Consider the following 15,438-nt stretch of genomic DNA (forward strand, 5'->3'; position numbering starts at 1 on the left):
GCCAGTTAAGGAGCACCCCATGCCCGTGTACGACTACGTGGTGGTCGGCGGTGGCACCGCCGGTTCCGTCATCGCCTCCCGCCTCGCCGAGGACCCCGGAACCACCGTCGCCGTCATCGAGGGCGGCCCCTCCGACATCGACCGCGAGGACGTGCTGACGCTGCGCAAGTGGCTCGGCCTGCTCGGCGGCGACCTCGACTACGAGTACACGACCACCGAGCAGCCCCGCGGCAACTCGCACATCCTGCACAGCCGCGCCAAGGTCCTCGGCGGCTGCTCGTCCCACAACACCCTGATCTCCTTCAAGCCGCTGCCGTCCGACTGGGACGAGTGGGCGGCGGCCGGCGCCACCGGCTGGGGCGCGAAGGACATGGACCCCTACTTCGGCAAGCTGCGCAACAACATCGTGCGGGTGGCCAAGAAGGACCAGAACGAGATCGCCACGGACTGGATCGAGGCCGTCAAGTCCGCCCTGGACGTGCCCGAGGTCGTCGGCTTCAACGACCGGCCCTTCGACGAGGGCGTCGGCTTCTTCGACCTCTCCTACCACCCGGAGAACAACAAGCGGTCCTCCGCCTCCGTCGCCTACCTCCACCCCCACATGGAGGCCGGCGACCGCCCCAACCTCACGCTGATGCTGGAGACCTGGGCGCAGAAGCTGGAGCTCGACGGCACTCGCGCCAAGGGCGTCCACGTCCGCACCAAGGACGGCGAGGAGGTCTACGTCGAGGCCGCCCGCGAGGTGCTGGTCTGCGCCGGCGCGGTGGACACCCCGCGGCTGCTGATGCACTCCGGCATCGGCCCGCGGAAGGATCTGGAGGCGCTGGGCATCAGTTGCGTGCTCGACCTGCCGGGCGTCGGGGAGAACCTGATCGACCACCCCGAGTCGGTCATCGTCTGGGAGACCAACGGGCCGATCCCCGGCAACTCCGCGATGGACTCGGACGCCGGTCTGTTCGTCAAGCGGGACCCGGAGCACAAGGGCCCGGACCTGATGTTCCACTTCTACCAGATCCCGTTCACCGACAACCCCGAGCGACTGGGCTACGAGCGCCCCGAGCACGGCGTCTCGATGACCCCCAACATCCCCAAGTCCCGCGCCCGCGGCCGGCTCTACCTGACCTCCGCCGACCCCGAGGTCAAGCCCGCGCTGGACTTCAAGTACTTCGAGGACGAGGGCGACTACGACGGGCAGACCCTCGTCGACGGCATCAAGCTGGCCCGTAAGGTCGCCGAGGCCGAGCCGTTCAGGAAGTGGCTCAAGCGGGAGGTCTTCCCCGGCCCCGAGGTCACCGACGACGCCGAGATCAGCGAGCTGGTCCGCAAGGCCGCGCACACCGTCTACCACCCGGCCGGCACCTGCAAGATGGGCGCCGAGGACGACCGACTCGCCGTCGTCGACCCGGAGTTGAAGATCCGCGGCCTGCACGGCATCCGGATCGCCGACGCCTCCGTCTTCCCGACGATGCCCGCGGTGAACCCGATGATCGGCGTGCTGATGGTGGGGGAGAAGTGCGCCGAACTGCTCCGCGCGACCTCTACCAAGGGAGGTGATGCGTGATGGCCGCCTCCGCCACCGACGCCACCGCAGTCCCCAACCCCCGCTCCGGCGGGGCCGCTTCCGCCGCGGACGACGCCGGCGAGCAGCCCACGGTCTTCTCCGTGCGGAACCTGTGGAAGGTCTTCGGCCCCAAGGCCGACCGGATCCCCGAGGACTCCTCGGTCGCCGATCTGAGCGCCCGCGAGCTGCGCGAGAAGACCGGCTGCACCGCCGCCGTCCGCGACGTCTCCTTCGACGTCCGCAAGGGCGAGGTCTTCGTGGTCATGGGCCTGTCCGGCTCCGGCAAGTCCACCCTCGTCCGCTGTCTGACCCGGCTGATCGAGCCGACCAGCGGCGCCCTGGAGATGGACGGCGAGGACGTCCGCGCCATGGACCGCACCACGCTGCGCGAACTGCGCCGCCGCCGGGCCGCCATGGTCTTCCAGCACTTCGGCCTGCTGCCGCACCGCACCGTCGTCGACAACGTCGCCTACGGGCTGGAGATCCAGGGCGTCGGCAAGTCCGAACGCCGCGAGAAGGCCACCGAGATGGTCGACAAGGTCGGCCTGGCCGGCCTGGAGAAGCGCCGTCCCGGCCAGCTCTCCGGCGGCCAGCAGCAGCGCGTCGGCCTGGCCCGCGCGCTCGCCGTGGACCCCGAAGTCCTGCTGTTCGACGAGCCGTTCAGCGCGCTCGACCCGCTCATCCGGCGCGACATGCAGGAGGAGGTCGTCCGCCTGCACCGCGAGGAGGGGCGGACCATGGTGTTCATCACCCACGACCTCGCCGAGGCGCTGCGGATCGGCGACCGGATCGCCCTGATGCGCGACGGCCGGATCGTCCAGCTCGGCACCCCCGAGGAGATCGTCGGCTCGCCCGCCGACGACTACGTCCGCGACTTCGTCCGGGACGTGCCGCGCGAGCAGGTCCTCACCGTGCGCCGCGCGATGCGCCCCGTCGAGGACGGCGAGGCCGAGGAGGGTCCCGCGCTCACCCCCGACACCCTGATCTGTGACGCCATCGAGGCGGTCGCCCGCTCCGGCGGCCCCGCCCGGGTCGTCGACAACGGCCGCTGCCTGGGCATCGTCGACAGCACCTGCCTGCTGAACGTGGTGGCCCGGAACTCGGCGCCGTACGACACGCCGGGGGAGGTGGCCGCGTGATGTACGCCGCCGCTCCGCACCGCGGCGCCACCCGCGCCGTCGTCCCCCGCGCGCCCGCCGCGAGCCCCCGGGCCCGGCTGCGCACCGCCCTGCTCCGCCGGTGGCGCCAGGCCCAGCGTGCCGCCGCCCTCGGCGTGCCGGCCGGCACCGTGAAGCGAGGCCGGGCATGAGTACGGCCGCACCCCCGACCACGGCCGGCGCGCTCGGCGCCGGCAGGCTCCGTCCGATACAGGCCCTGCTGCGCCGCCGCGGCCTCGCCAAGCTCCTGCTGCTCGTCGTCGCCGCGGCGGTCCTCGTGCCGGTCGCCCAGGCCGCCTGGCCGGGCGCGGCCTGGCCCAGCGCCCTGACCGTCGACGTCTCCGGACCGCTCGACCACGCCAGCAACTGGATCATCGACAACCGCGACAGCCACTGGCTGTTCGTCTACGTCCTGGGCCACCTCAGCAACGCCGTGGTGCTCTCCGTCCGCGGCGTCTACCTGCTGCTGCTGGCGCTCGGCTGGACCGGTGTGACGGCCGGTGTGACGCTGCTGGCCTGGCGCGTCGCCGGCGTCCGGATCGCCGCCACCGCACTGGTGTCCTTCCTGGTCAGCGGCGCGCTCGGGATGTGGATCCCGACCATGCAGACGCTGGCCCTGATGATCGTCGCGGTGCTCGCCTCGGTCGTCGTCGGCGCGCTCCTCGGGCTCGCCGCCGGGCTCTCCCCGCGGCTGTTCAAGATCCTCCGCCCGGTCCTCGACACCATGCAGGTGCTCCCGGCCTTCGCCTACCTCCTGCCGGTCGTCATGATCTTCGGCATCGGCGTGCCGGCCGCGCTGCTGGCCACCGTGATCTACGCGGCGCCGCCGATGGCCCGGCTCACCGCGCTCGGGCTGCGCGGCGCGGACGCCGGCGTCCTGGAGGCGGTCTCCTCGCTCGGCGCCACCGGACGCCAGCGGCTGCTGACCGCCCGCCTCCCGCTGGCCCGCAAGGAACTCCTCCTCGGCGTCAACCAGACGATCATGATGGCGCTGTCCATGGCCGTGATCGCCTCGATGATCGGCGCCGCCGGCCTCGGCGACCGCGTCTACCAGGCGCTCGCCTCCGTCGACGTCGGCGCCGCGCTCGCCGCCGCCGTCCCGATCGTGCTGCTGGCCATCGTCATGGACCGCACCACCGCCGCGGCCGGCGAGAAGCTCGGCGCGGCCCCGGCCGCGGCCGGCCCGCGGCTGCTGCGCGGCTGGCCCGTCTGGGCCGGCATCGCCGTGCTCACCGCGGTGGCCGCGCTCGCCGGCCGGCTGGCCGGCTCCACCATCTGGCCCGCCGGTGCGACGCTCGCCATCGCCCGCCCGGTCAACGACGCCAAGGAGTGGATGGTCAACCACCTCTACTCCGGCGTGCCGGTCGTCGGCGGCACCGCCGACTGGGCCGCGCACTTCACCAACTGGGTGCTCAACCCGCTGCGGGACGGCCTGACCGCCCTCCCCTGGTACGGCGTGCTGCTCGTCGTCGCCGCGCTGGCCTGGCTCATCGGCACCTGGCGGACGGCCCTGACCGCCGTCCTGGCGATGGCCGCCGTCGGCGTGCTGGGCGTGTGGGGCCCGTCCATGGACACCCTCTCCCAGGTCCTCGCCGCCCTGGTGCTGACCCTGGTGCTGGGCATCGGCGTCGGCATCCTCGCGGCCGGCAGCAAGCGCTTCGAGGCCGTGCTGCGCCCGGTCCTGGACGTCATGCAGACCATGCCGCAGTTCGTCTACCTGATCCCCGTCGTGGCGCTGTTCGCGGTGGGCCGCGCGCCGGCCGCCGCCGCGGCCGTGGTCTACGCCCTGCCGGCCGTCATCCGGATCACCACCCAGGGCCTGCGCCAGGTGGACCCGGGCGCCATGGAGTCCGCCGAGTCCCTGGGCGCCACCCGCTGGCAGACCCTGCGGCAGGTCCAACTCCCGCTCGCCCGGCCCGCGTTGCTGCTGGCCGTCAACCAGGGCGTGGTGCTCGTCCTCGCCGTCGTCATCATCGGCGGCCTGGTCGGCGGCGGTGCCCTCGGCTACGACGTGGTCACCGGCCTGGCCACCGGCAACCTCGCCCTCGGCCTGGTCGCCGGCGTCGCCATCGTCTGCCTGGGCCTGATGCTCGACCGGGTCACCCAGCCCACGGAACGGCGCACCGCCGGGAAGGGAGCCTGACCATGCCCCGTATGCCGATACGCACCCGGACGCTCGCCAAGGGACTCGCGGCGACCGCCGCGAGCGGTGCCCTGCTGGTCTCCCTCTCCGCCTGCGGCAAGGCCGACATGACCAAGCAGGGGTCGCCGTTCGCCGCCGCCAAGGGCTCCAAGTCGGTCACCCTGTCCGTGCAGACCTGGGTCGGCGCCCAGGCCAACGTCGCGGTGGCGCAGTACCTGCTCGAACACGAGCTGGGCTACCACGTCGACACCGTCCAGGTGGACGAGATCCCCGCCTGGGACGCCCTGAGCCAGGGCCGGGTCGACGCCATCCTGGAGGACTGGGGCCACCCCGACCAGGAGAAGCGCTACGTCCAGGACAAGAAGACGATCACGGCGGGCGGCGGCAACGGCGTCACCGGCCACATCGGCTGGTGGGTGCCCAAGTACTGGGCCGACGCCCACCCCGACGTCACCAACTGGAAGAACCTCAACAAGTACGCCAAGGAACTCCGTACCTCGGAGAGCGGCAACAAGGGCCAGTTGATGGACGGTTCGCCGTCCTACGTGACCAACGACAAGGCGCTGGTGAAGAACCTCGGCCTGAACTACCAGGTCGTCTTCGCCGGTTCCGAGGCCGCCCAGATCACCCAGATCCAGCAGTTCGCCAAGCAGAAGAAGCCGTTCCTCACCTACTGGTACGAACCCCAGTGGCTCTTCAACCAGGTGCCGATGGTGGAGGTCAAACTCCCGCCGTACACCGACGCCTGCGCGGCGAAGGGCACCAAGGACCCGCAGTCCATCGACTGCGCGTACCCCACCACCCCCCTCCAGAAGTACTTCAACACCGACTTCGCCGAGAGCGGCAGCACCGCGGCGCGGTTCCTGAAGAACTTCCGCTGGGACAAGAAGGACCAGAACGAGGTCTCCGAAATGATCGCGTCCGGCGGGCTCTCCGCCGACGACGCGGCCAAGAAGTGGGTCCGGGAGCACCCCGACGTCTGGCACCGCTGGATTCCGAAGAAGTAGCCGGCTGCCGAAGAAGCAGCCGCCGCAGCATCACCACGCCACCGGGCGGGACCGTTCCACGGGGACGGGCCCGCCCGGCGGCGTTCGCCCGGAGGCCGCCCGAACGGCCGTCAGCCCGCCAGCAGTTCGTTCACCAGGTCCACCGCCAGGTCGTGGGTGTGGTGGACGGGGAGGCTCTCGTCGAGGAACCAGTCGTCGGTGGCCTCGGGGTGCGGGCCGACCACGGCGACCTTCCCGGCGCCGCAGGGGGCGACGACGGCGGCGACGGTGCCGTTGGGATAGGTGGCCAGGACGGTGGCGTCGGCGCCCTCGTCGAGGAGGAAGTGCGGACCGTCCTGGAAGTAGACGGTGCGGGGCAGGCCCCGCCAGCGGGTCTCGACGACGGTGTCGCCGTCGTGCCGGACGGTGGCGCCCGGGGTGACGATGTACTGGTCGGTGTCGCCGGGCAGCAGGTCGAAGCCCGGGTCGTCGCCGGCCAGATAGCCGCCGAGGCAGAAGCCCAGATAGCGGCCGCCGCCCTGGACGTAGTCGCGGATCTCGCAGGCGTGCCTGCGCAGCCGGCGGTAGGCGGGGGCCAGGGAGCCGCCGCCCGGCTGGGCGTAGAGGTGGGCGTGCGCCAGGGACGCGGCGGAGAGCGGGACCGTCTCGTGCGGGCCGGTGTAGCGGACGTCGAGGTTCCAGGGGCCGGCGGCGAGCAGTTCGGCGACCGCCTCGGAGCAGCCGGCCGGGCGTGCGGCCGGGCCGCGGTAGACCAGGGCCAGGCGGCGGCCGTCGGGCGCGGGAAGGAGGGGGGACTCCGTCTCGTCGCGGGCGCCGAAGGCCCGGCGGAGGGAGCCGAGGAGGCCGTCTGGGGGCATGGGACTCACCGTGCGGGGCTGGTGGGGTGCGGGGCCGGGGCGGGTGGGCGGTCCGCGGGCCGGAGGGGCAGGCCCTGGGCGGGGATGCCGCGCCACGCCGTACCGGGGACGAGGTACTCGCCCTTCATGACCAGGGACAGCGCGTCGAGCCAGACGCCCTCGCCGACGATGCCGTCGTAGAGCACGACCGAGCGGCTGCCGACGCCGGCGCCGGCCCGGACGGTGACCTTCGACATCTTCATGACCCGGTCCTCGAAGAGATGCGTCTGCAAGCTTACGCCGGCGCCGATCGCCGCGTCGTCGCCCACCTCGACCAGGTCGAACTCGGTGAGGAAGGTGGTGGCCAGCCACGTCCGGCGGCCGATCCGGGCGCCGAACAGGCGCAGCGCCGGCGGCAGGAACGGGGTGCCGGCGAGGGCGGCGAGCCCGGCCGGCACCGCGGCCGCCTCGTACAGGCCGGTGACGAACTCGGTGCGCCGGACGAAGCCGCTCCACAGGGGCTCGACGCGCGGCCGGTAGCGGCCGACCACCAGCCACTTGAGCAGTGCGCAGGCGGCGACGACGGCGAGGCCGGCGGCCATGAGGAGGACCGGGGCGAGCAGCACCGGCAGGGCCGGGGAGGGGCTGTGGGCGAGGCCGGAGAGCGCGAGGAGGAAGAGGTAGGCGCTGGTGCCCACGAGGGCCGCCGGCATCGTCGCGCGGAGGTATTCGACGGCCAGGCGGCGGCGGACCGCCCGGCGGGTGGGGCGGAAGGTCAGCTCCTCGGGGAAGGTGCCGCTGCTCTGGCGCCGTGGGAGGCGGAACGCGGGGGAGCCCAGCCAGGAGCTGCCGGCGGGCACCTCCTCCTCGGGCGGCACGGTGCCGACGCCGATCAGCGAGTTCGGCCCGGTCCGCGTCCCGGCCGGCAGATACGCGGCGTTGCCGACGAACGCGCGGTGGCCCACCTCGGTGCGGCGGCACAGGACCCGGCCGCCGGCGAACGTCGCGCCGCCGACCCCCGCCATGTCCGCGACGAAGCTGCCCTCGCCGAGGGCCAGCAGGTCCGGGTCGAGGTGGGAGGCGGTGGACACCTCGGCGCCGGGGCCGATCCGGGCGCCCAGCAGCCGCAGCCAGGGGACGGTGTAGAGGGTGGCGTAGAGGGAGTTGGTGAGGGCGAGGCTGGACTCCAGCAGTTTGTCGGAGAGCCACTTGCGCACACCGAGGCCGGAGCGGACCGAGTGGACGCCGACCGGGGTGCGGCGCAGCAGCAGCCGCTTGGCGCCGGCGACCGCGGCGCAGACCGAGAGCACGTAGAGGGGCGCGGCCGCCACCAGGGAGACCAGGACGGTGGGGCCGCCGCCCCAGGCCAGCCAGGCACACCACACCAGCGCGGCGCCGGGCACCACGGCGGCCAGGGCGAGCAGTTCGAGGAGGACGACGCCCAGCAGTGCGGCCGTGCGGTGTGCGGCCGTGAGGTGACTCGCCCGGCCGCGCCCGGCCGGGCCGTCGGCGCGCAGCATCTCCTCGACGTCCGGGGCCAGGGCCGCCACCGGGGAGGGCGGGGAGCCGGCCCACCGGGCACCGGGCGGCACGGCCTCGCCCTGACCGAGCGCCGACTGCTCGCCGAGCCCCGCGCCCGTCCCGATGCGGGCGCCCGGTTCCAGCACCGCGTGGGCCCCTACGTAGGCGCGGGGGCCGATGTCTATCGGGGCGACGGTCACCCAGCCGTCGGCCACCCGCCAGGCGCGCAGGGTGACGCCGTAGCCGATCGAGGCGTCCGCGCCGATCCGGACCAGGGACGGCAGCGGGACGGCGCCGGTGGCGACGGTCGTCCGCGGCCCGATCCGGGCGCCCAGCAGCCGCAGATAGCCGCCCATCAGGGGGGAGCCGCTGAGCACGGGCAGCGGGCTCGCGCCCAGCAGGAGGCCGAGCGTCCACAGCCGGAGGTAGGTCGCGCCCCACAGGGGATAGCGGCCCGGCCGGATGCCGGCGGCCAGGGGGCGGGCGAGCAGCACCGGCAGCAGCCAGCGCACCCCGAAATAGCCGACCAGCGCGGCCAGTACGGGCTGTACGGGGACCGGGGTCCGGCCGGTGAACACGCCGCCCTGCCGGCTGAAGACGACGGCCAGCGGCACGGTGGTGGCGAAGAACAGCAGGTAGAGGACGGCGGCCTGCACCAGCCCGGCCACGGCGATCCGGGCCCCGCTGTGCCGGAGCGGCCGGGGACGGACCTGGGGCGGCGCCGGCGCGGCGGTGCCGGGGCCGCTGTCGGCGCCCGGACCCGTACCGCCCCCACCTGCCGCAACGCCCCCGCCCGCCGCGCTGTCGCCGTTCGCCGAACGGGCCTCGGGGACCTCCGGGCCCCCCGGTTGCGGCGCCATGTTCAGACCGGCCGCCAGCCCCCGCACCGTCGGACGGGCGTAGAGAGTGCGCAGGGTCGCGCCGGTGCCGCTGCCGATGCCGCGGCTGCGGAGCAGCGAGACGACCTGGGCGGCGAGCAGCGAGTGCCCGCCGAGGTCGTCGAAGAAGTCCGCCTCCGTGGACAGCGCGTCGGGTGCCATGCCGAAGACCTCGGCCCAGACTTCCCGCACCCGGGCCTCCAACTCGCCCCGCGGCGGCACCACCCGGCCGCCGCCGCCCAGCCGGCGCCCGGACGGCACGGGCAGCCGCCGGCGGTCCACCTTGCCGCTCGGCATGGCCGGCAGCCGGGGCAGGACGTCGAGGAACGGCGGCACCATGTAGGCCGGGAGCCGCTGCCGCAGATGCTGGTGGAGGCGGGCCACCAGTGCCTCCTCCGCCGCCGCGGCCGCCGGCCCGTCGCCGTTCGAGGTCGGCACCACGTACGCCGACAACTCCTGGCTCGCCCCCGCGCCGTCGCGGTCCGGCAGCCGCACCAGCGCGGTGGCCGCCTCGGCCACCCCGGCGTCCTCCAGCAGCACGTTGTCGATCTCGCCGAGGTCGACCCGGTAGCCGCGGACCTTCACCTCGTCGTCGGCCCGCCCCAGGAACGCGATCTCCCCGTCCGCGGTGACCCGGCCCAGGTCGCCGGTGCGGTACAGCCGGCCGCCGCCGGCGGCCGCCGGATGCTCGACGAAGCGCTCCGCGGTCAGTTCCGGGCGCCCCACATAGCCGCGGGCGACACCGGGGCCGCCCACGCAGATCTCACCGACCGCCCCGTCCGGTACCGGCCGGAGCTCCTCGTCCAGCAGCACCACCGTGTACGTGGGCAGCGGCCGGCCGATCGTCACCGGCCGGCCCGGCCGCAGCTCCGCGACGGTCGCGGTGACGGTGGTCTCGGTCGGCCCGTAGGTGTTGAGGATCCGCCGCCCCGGCCGGCTCCACCGCTCGACGAGCCGGGCCGGGCACGCCTCGCCGCCCACCATCAGGGCGCGCACCCCCGGCAGATCCCGGGGGAGCGTCGCCAGCAGCGTCGGGACGCAGTAGAAGACGGTGATGCCCAACTCGTCCAGTGCGTCGGCGAGTTCGGCCCCGAACCGCCCGGCCCCCGACTCGGCCGGCCCCGCGACGAGGGTCGCGCCCACCGCCCAGGTGGGCCAGATCTCCTCGATGGAGAAGTCGAAGGAGACGGTCATGCCCTGGTAGACCCGGTCCTCCGGGCGCACGTCGTAGACACCGGGGACGACGGCGAGGAAGTTGCAGATGCTGGAGTGCGCGATGGCCACGCCCTTGGGGCGGCCGCTGGAGCCCGAGGTGTACATGATGTACGCGAGCGGGTCGACGGGATCGTCGTCCTCCGGGCCCGGCGGTGCCGCCGCCCGCGCCGGGGCCGGGCGCCGCGCCGGGGCCGGCACCCGCGGCCGGGTGGCCGGCGCCGCGGCCAGCTCCGCCGCCCGGGTGTCCAGCTCCACCACCTGCGCCCCGAGCCCCGCCACCGCGCCCGCCCGCCCGGCCACCGTCAGCACCGCGTCCGCCTGCGCGTCCGAGGCGATGAAGGCGATCCGGTCCGCGGGCGCCGCCGGGTCGACGGGGACGAACGTCGCCCCGGCCTTGCCCACCGCCAGCAGGGCGGCGTACAGCTCCACCGACCGCGGCACCAGCAGCGCGACCCGGCACCCCGCGCCGACGCCCAGCCCGCGCAGGTGGTGGGCGATCCGGTTGGCACGGGCGTCGAGTTCCGCATACGTCAGGACGTGCCCGCCGCACTCCAGCGCCGTCGCCGACGGCATCCGGTCACAGGTGGTCTCGAAGACGCGGTGCAGCCGCGTCCCGCCCCACCTGGTCGTGCCCATGACTCCATCGCAGCGCCGATCACGCGTGATCGCATGTCCGGTCGCGGGTGATCGCATCCGGTCAGATGCCCACGGTGCGGGCCGCGTCAGCCGCGATACCGGACGTCACCCGATCGTATGGCCGCGGTCACGCCGGGCCACCGCGTGCGCCCTCGGCGCTCCAGGCTGGGAGGCGCCCCCCATCCCATCCGGGGACCCGTCCCGGACCCACCGGGAACGCCCCGGCGCACGGAAGGCCCGGCCCGTCATGTCTCTGCCGCCGCCGCACTGCCCGACCCCCGACTGCGACGACCACCTGTGGAAGGACACCACGACCACCGAGGTCCACCGGGACAACTGGCGCTGGTGGTGCCACCGTTGCGACAAGAAGTGCTACCCGACCCGCGAGCAGATCGAGGAGTACCGGAACGCGGTCGGGACGGGCTGCCGGGACCCACGGGACCCCCGGGTGGCGGCCCGCCCCCACTGACCGCGCCCCGGCGCGGAGCGCGGGCCGTCAGCCGGCCTGCCCCGGCCACGGCACCTCGGTGGCCACCGGCGCCCCGTAGTCGACGCCGGGCACCGCGAAGCCGTAGAGGCGGTGCACCTCGCGGTGGAACCAGTCGAGGTCGGCGAGCCGGGCGATGTTCTCCGTGGTGGCCTCCTGCCAGCGCTCGGTGACCGCGGCCTGGACCTCGGGGTCCAGCTCCCAGGTGTCCAGCCGGACCCGGCCCTCGTCGTCGAGGTCGAGCGGCCGGGCCCCGGTCAGCCGGTCCCACAGGTCGGCGAGCTGGGCGGTCGGCGGCGCCAGCCGCTCGCCGAGGACGCCGCGCAGCAGCCCGACGTAGAGCGCGATGCCGGGGATGGCCGTGGAGGACTGGGTGACCGCGGCGCCGTTGACGGACGTCACCGCGCGCCCGCCGACCAGCTCGGACAGCCGCTTGTCGAGCACGCGGGCGGTGCCCTCCAGGTGGGCCTTGGCGGCGCCGATGGTGCCCTTGCGGTAGATCCCCTCGGTCAGCGTCGAGCCGATGTAGGAGAGCGCGGCGGTGCTGAAGCCCTCGGCGAGCAGGCCGCGGCCGGCCAGGTGGTCGATCCAGCGCTCCCAGTCGGCGCCGCCCATCACCGCCACGGTCTGCGCGATGTCCTCCTCGGCGGCCGGCGCGGACTCCACCTCCTTGACCTCGGGCGCGCCCTCGTCGTCGAAGACCAGCGTCCTGGTGCGGGACGGCGCGCCGATCGGCTGGAGGACCGAGGCGTAGGTCGTGCCGGTCTCCGGGTCGGTACGCCGAGGCGCGGCCACCGAGTAGATCAAGTGGTCCAGCTTGCCGCCGAACCGCTCCGCCAGCAGGTCGGCCACCTGGTCCTTGACCTCGTCGGAGAACGCGTCCCCGTTGACGAAGACCATGTCCCGCCCGGCCTCGCGGGCCAGTTCGGCGGTGGCGGCGGTGCGGTACCAGCCGGCGGTGGCGGTGCGCCGGGCGGTGGCCGGCTTCTCGAAGCAGACGCCGATGCCCCGGATCCCGGCGCGCTTCAGACCGGCCAGGGTGGCGGCCAGCCCGTAGCCGGCGGACGAGCCGATGACGAGGGCCACCGGGCCGTCGGCGGGCGGCGCCGCGGCCGGCGCGGGCACGGCCTCCCACATGTCGGAGACCAGCTGCCGGCACCCGGCGGGGTGGGAGTCGAGGAAGAGGAACCCGCGGCTGCGGGGGCGGTCGATCACGCGATCGGTCACGTTCGGGTCCTTGGGACGGTTCGGACAGGACACCACTGATTGTCCCGATCTTTTTCGCGGCCACGGCCCCCGGCCCCGCCTGGCGCGGCGGACCGGCATAGTAGAGCGCGGCCCGGCGCCCCAGCAGGGGCATGACAGCCGCACGGGGGGCGCACCGACGTATCAGGGGGGACCTGCACCATGCCAGCAGCCACACCACCGGAACCGGCCGGCCCGCCGGAACCGTCCGACCCGCACGAACCGTTCGCCCCACGCGCCTCTGACGGGCCGCCGGGGGCACCGTCGCCACGGCGGCGCACCCGCCCCCGGGCCCTCCGCCGTACCTCCCTCGCCGCCGCGGCGGCCGCCCTCCTGCTCGCCGCCGCGACCGCCTGCGGCCCCGACGGCAACACCGCTTCGGGCAGCGGGAGTTCGGCCGCCGGCGACCGGAAGACCGGCGCCGGCCACCTGCCCGACGGGGCGCCGACCAGCCTCGACGACCTCAAGAAGTGGAAGGACGGCGGCTGGAAGAACTGGGACAAGTGGGCGCACAAGGCCCAGGACTTCGCCAACCCGATCATCAAGGACCACTGGAAGGCGGACCGGCTGGCCCAGGCCAAGGCCGCACCGGAACTCGGCGTCCAGGCCGGTACGGCGGTCGACGGCGACGGCGCCACCGACCCCGAGCCCCGCCCCGTCACCGCCCAGGAGGTCGACCGCCCCTACCACCGCCACATGGCCCCGGTCGGGAAGATCTTCTTCGACAGCCCCAAGGGCCCGATGGTCTGCTCCGGCACCATCGTCGAGGACCCCGCGCACCCGGGGAAGTCCAACCTCGTGTGGACCGCGGGCCACTGCGTCCACTCCGGCCGGCAGGGCGGCTGGATGCGCAACATCGTCTTCGTGCCCTCGTACAACGACCAGGGCGTGCCGATGAGCCAGGTCGGCACCAGCCCCACCGAGCAGGTCACCCCGTACGGCCGTTTCTGGGCCGACTGGATCAGCACCTCCGGCGAGTGGATCGACATGGGCAGCTCGGCGTCCGGCAACGCCGGTTCCGCGTACGACTTCGCGGTGCTGCACGTGCGGCCGGAGTACGGCGGCGGAAAGTCCCTCCAGGAGACCGTCGGCGCGGCCGCCCAGGTCTGGTTCAACGCCCCGCACGCCGACGGGATCAGCTCGGTCAAGGCGTTCGGCTACCCGGCCGCACCGCCCTACGACGGCGCCCGGATGATGGCCTGCCTCGACCGTCCCGGCCGCCTCACCATGCAACAGGGCACGCCCGCCATGGACCGCATCGGCTGCACCATGACCGGCGGCACGTCCGGCGGCGGCTGGTTCGTCAGCCGCAACGGCAGACTCGCCCTGATCTCCAACACCTCGATCAGCTCCAACGCCCACACCTGGCTGGCCGGCCCCTACTTGGGCCCGGAGGCGGAGCGTGTCTTCGACACGGTGAGCCGAAAGTTCGCGGGGTAGTAGGCGACGGTCCCCGGCCCGCATCGAGTGGGGCCGGGGGCTCGCGTGCGTCAGACGCGGTCGCAGCCGCCCTTCAGCGACTGGGTGAACGCGCCCCAGGCGTCGGCGGTGAAGGCGAGGTGGGGCCCGGCGGGGTTCTTGCTGTCGCGGATGGCGCGGCCGCCGGTGGATATGGAGGCGATCTCCACGCAGTTGCCGTCCTGCGTCGAGTAGGAGGACTTCCGGTACGTGCCGATCAGTTCAGGCTTCATGCTTTCACTTCCTCGTACGGCATTCCGTCTTCAAGGAGCTCCCGGATGCGCTCAGCGCTGTTGTCCGGTGGCAGTGCCGCTGAGCGTAGCTGGTCGAAGACGTTGACATAGCGGGCAAGATCTTCAGGCGCTTCTACAACATTGGCGTGCGCGGGAGTGTCAAGTGTCACTGCTTCCACAATCGCTTCTTCCCCGAACGAGAAGGCGGCGAAGCCACTCGACATGCCGGCAATCAGACTTGCGGATGCTGGGAGGATCTGAATGGTGATGTTCTGCCGCCTCCCAACTTCCAGAAGGTGCGTCAGCTGACCAACATTCACACGAGGTTGGGAGTGCAATGCGGTGAGGGCCGGCTCCCAGATGATCGCCGTGAAGGAAGCTCCGCCTGCCTCGATCTGCCGTTGCCGCTCCTGGCGGAGTTTCGTCAGCTCGACAACCTCTTCGGGCGGGACCGACCTCGGCCCAACGGTGATGACGGCTTCGGTGTACTCGGGAGTCTGCAACAGCCCCGGAACGAGGACGGGTTCCCAGGCCCTGATGCACGTTGCCTCGTTTTCGAGGGCAATGTGATCCACATGGCCGGGTTGGATCGCGGCTTGGTAATCGATCCACCAACCCCGCTCGTTGCTCTTCCGAGCCCATTCGAGCAGCTTGGTTCGCTCCGCTGGATCCTCCACGCCATACAGATCCAGGAGCGTGCGGACCTCCAAGCCTGACGCGGACGTATGCCCGCTCTCCAGGCGACTGATCTTGGAAACGGACTTCGTGATCGCCTCGGCGGCGTCCGGTTGATCCAAGCCGGCAGTCTCGCGATAGCGCCTCATTGCGTTGCCGAGCCTACGGCTGCGTACCGTCGGCCTCCCACCTGCGGGCATGAGCCCCTCCCTTCAACGACCGCCTCAACATGCACCGTTGAGTAGTAACGGATCCAGTCTGCACGCTTACACACAGCAACGGCAAGCTTGCATGGCCAAAGCTTGCAAACTTGCGAGCCCGCGCCCTAGCGTGAGCATCGTCACTCAACGCGCGCACCGTGGTGCGCTGAGTAGTGGCGCCGCTCC

Annotated in this window: 12 protein-coding genes; 7 read left to right on the forward strand and 5 right to left on the reverse strand. The window is 73.2% G+C overall.

Annotated features, from left to right (window positions below):
* The first annotated feature begins 19 nt into the window (after positions 1-19).
* Genes K2224_RS10245 through K2224_RS10265 form a run of 5 tightly spaced genes read left to right on the forward strand, consistent with a single transcriptional unit; the run spans position 20 to position 5,868 of the window.
* Entirely contained in the window at positions 20-1,561 is a 1,542-nt protein-coding gene (locus tag K2224_RS10245) for a GMC family oxidoreductase (RefSeq protein ID WP_221906261.1), read from the forward strand.
* The gene (locus K2224_RS10250) at positions 1,561-2,700 is read left to right on the forward strand and encodes a glycine betaine/L-proline ABC transporter ATP-binding protein (protein ID WP_221906262.1); all 1,140 of its coding nucleotides are present in this window, start codon (positions 1,561-1,563) and stop codon (positions 2,698-2,700) included. Before K2224_RS10245 ends, K2224_RS10250 begins: the two co-directional genes overlap by 1 nt.
* Positions 2,700-2,870 (forward strand): hypothetical protein, encoded by a 171-nt coding sequence (locus tag K2224_RS10255; protein ID WP_221906263.1) that lies wholly within the window; start codon positions 2,700-2,702, stop codon positions 2,868-2,870. Before K2224_RS10250 ends, K2224_RS10255 begins: the two co-directional genes overlap by 1 nt.
* Positions 2,867-4,861 (forward strand): ABC transporter permease subunit, encoded by a 1,995-nt coding sequence (locus K2224_RS10260; protein ID WP_221906264.1) that lies wholly within the window; start codon positions 2,867-2,869, stop codon positions 4,859-4,861. Before K2224_RS10255 ends, K2224_RS10260 begins: the two co-directional genes overlap by 4 nt.
* Before the next feature lie 11 nt (positions 4,862-4,872).
* Positions 4,873-5,868 (forward strand): ABC transporter substrate-binding protein, encoded by a 996-nt coding sequence (locus K2224_RS10265; protein ID WP_221906265.1) that lies wholly within the window; start codon positions 4,873-4,875, stop codon positions 5,866-5,868.
* 110 nt (positions 5,869-5,978) lie between these two features.
* Here the strand turns inward: K2224_RS10265 and K2224_RS41345 are convergent, their stop codons facing one another.
* Complete coding sequence (locus K2224_RS41345) at positions 5,979-6,725, reverse strand: BPL-N domain-containing protein (RefSeq protein ID WP_221906266.1); 747 nt, start codon at positions 6,723-6,725, stop codon at positions 5,979-5,981.
* A 5-nt stretch (positions 6,726-6,730) separates the two neighbouring features.
* Complete coding sequence (locus K2224_RS10275; protein WP_221906267.1) at positions 6,731-10,954, reverse strand: Pls/PosA family non-ribosomal peptide synthetase; 4,224 nt, start codon at positions 10,952-10,954, stop codon at positions 6,731-6,733.
* Positions 10,955-11,201: 247 nt separating this feature from the next.
* On the opposite strand from K2224_RS10275, the gene K2224_RS10280 reads away from it, so the two are divergent.
* A complete protein-coding gene (locus tag K2224_RS10280; protein WP_221906268.1) occupies positions 11,202-11,423 on the forward strand; it encodes a hypothetical protein in 222 nt (73 codons plus the stop codon).
* A 27-nt stretch (positions 11,424-11,450) separates the two neighbouring features.
* Here the strand turns inward: K2224_RS10280 and fabV are convergent, their stop codons facing one another.
* The gene (gene fabV / locus K2224_RS10285) at positions 11,451-12,668 is read right to left on the reverse strand and encodes an enoyl-[acyl-carrier-protein] reductase FabV (protein WP_221906269.1); all 1,218 of its coding nucleotides are present in this window, start codon (positions 12,666-12,668) and stop codon (positions 11,451-11,453) included.
* A gap of 180 nt (positions 12,669-12,848) precedes the next feature.
* Here fabV and K2224_RS10290 point away from each other — a divergent pair, with 180 nt between their 5' ends.
* Positions 12,849-14,126, forward strand: coding sequence for a serine protease (locus tag K2224_RS10290; protein ID WP_221906270.1), 1,278 nt, complete (start codon positions 12,849-12,851; stop codon positions 14,124-14,126).
* A 50-nt stretch (positions 14,127-14,176) separates the two neighbouring features.
* On the opposite strand, the gene K2224_RS10295 is transcribed toward K2224_RS10290, so the two are convergent.
* Entirely contained in the window at positions 14,177-14,377 is a 201-nt protein-coding gene (locus K2224_RS10295; protein ID WP_221906271.1) for a DUF397 domain-containing protein, read from the reverse strand.
* The gene (locus K2224_RS10300) at positions 14,374-15,252 is read right to left on the reverse strand and encodes a helix-turn-helix transcriptional regulator (protein WP_221906272.1); all 879 of its coding nucleotides are present in this window, start codon (positions 15,250-15,252) and stop codon (positions 14,374-14,376) included. Before K2224_RS10300 ends, K2224_RS10295 begins: the two co-directional genes overlap by 4 nt.
* Positions 15,253-15,438: the final 186 nt, after the last annotated feature.

It is taken from the genome of Streptomyces sp. BHT-5-2, assembly GCF_019774615.1.
Classification (GTDB): domain Bacteria; phylum Actinomycetota; class Actinomycetes; order Streptomycetales; family Streptomycetaceae; genus Streptomyces.

Bases quoted from the DNA above. Each gene is read 5' to 3' on its own strand.
- K2224_RS10245 (WP_221906261.1), top strand. From the start codon at position 20: ATGCCCGTGTACGACTACGTGGTGGTCGGCGGTGGCACCGCCGGTTCC.
- K2224_RS10250 (WP_221906262.1), top strand. From the start codon at position 1,561: ATGGCCGCCTCCGCCACCGACGCCACCGCAGTCCCCAACCCCCGCTCC.
- K2224_RS10255 (WP_221906263.1), top strand. From the start codon at position 2,700: ATGTACGCCGCCGCTCCGCACCGCGGCGCCACCCGCGCCGTCGTCCCC.
- K2224_RS10260 (WP_221906264.1), top strand. From the start codon at position 2,867: ATGAGTACGGCCGCACCCCCGACCACGGCCGGCGCGCTCGGCGCCGGC.
- K2224_RS10265 (WP_221906265.1), top strand. From the start codon at position 4,873: ATGCCGATACGCACCCGGACGCTCGCCAAGGGACTCGCGGCGACCGCC.
- K2224_RS41345 (WP_221906266.1), bottom strand. From the start codon at position 6,725: ATGCCCCCAGACGGCCTCCTCGGCTCCCTCCGCCGGGCCTTCGGCGCC.
- K2224_RS10275 (WP_221906267.1), bottom strand. From the start codon at position 10,954: ATGGGCACGACCAGGTGGGGCGGGACGCGGCTGCACCGCGTCTTCGAG.
- K2224_RS10280 (WP_221906268.1), top strand. From the start codon at position 11,202: ATGTCTCTGCCGCCGCCGCACTGCCCGACCCCCGACTGCGACGACCAC.
- K2224_RS10290 (WP_221906270.1), top strand. From the start codon at position 12,849: ATGCCAGCAGCCACACCACCGGAACCGGCCGGCCCGCCGGAACCGTCC.
- K2224_RS10295 (WP_221906271.1), bottom strand. From the start codon at position 14,377: ATGAAGCCTGAACTGATCGGCACGTACCGGAAGTCCTCCTACTCGACG.
- K2224_RS10300 (WP_221906272.1), bottom strand. From the start codon at position 15,252: ATGCCCGCAGGTGGGAGGCCGACGGTACGCAGCCGTAGGCTCGGCAAC.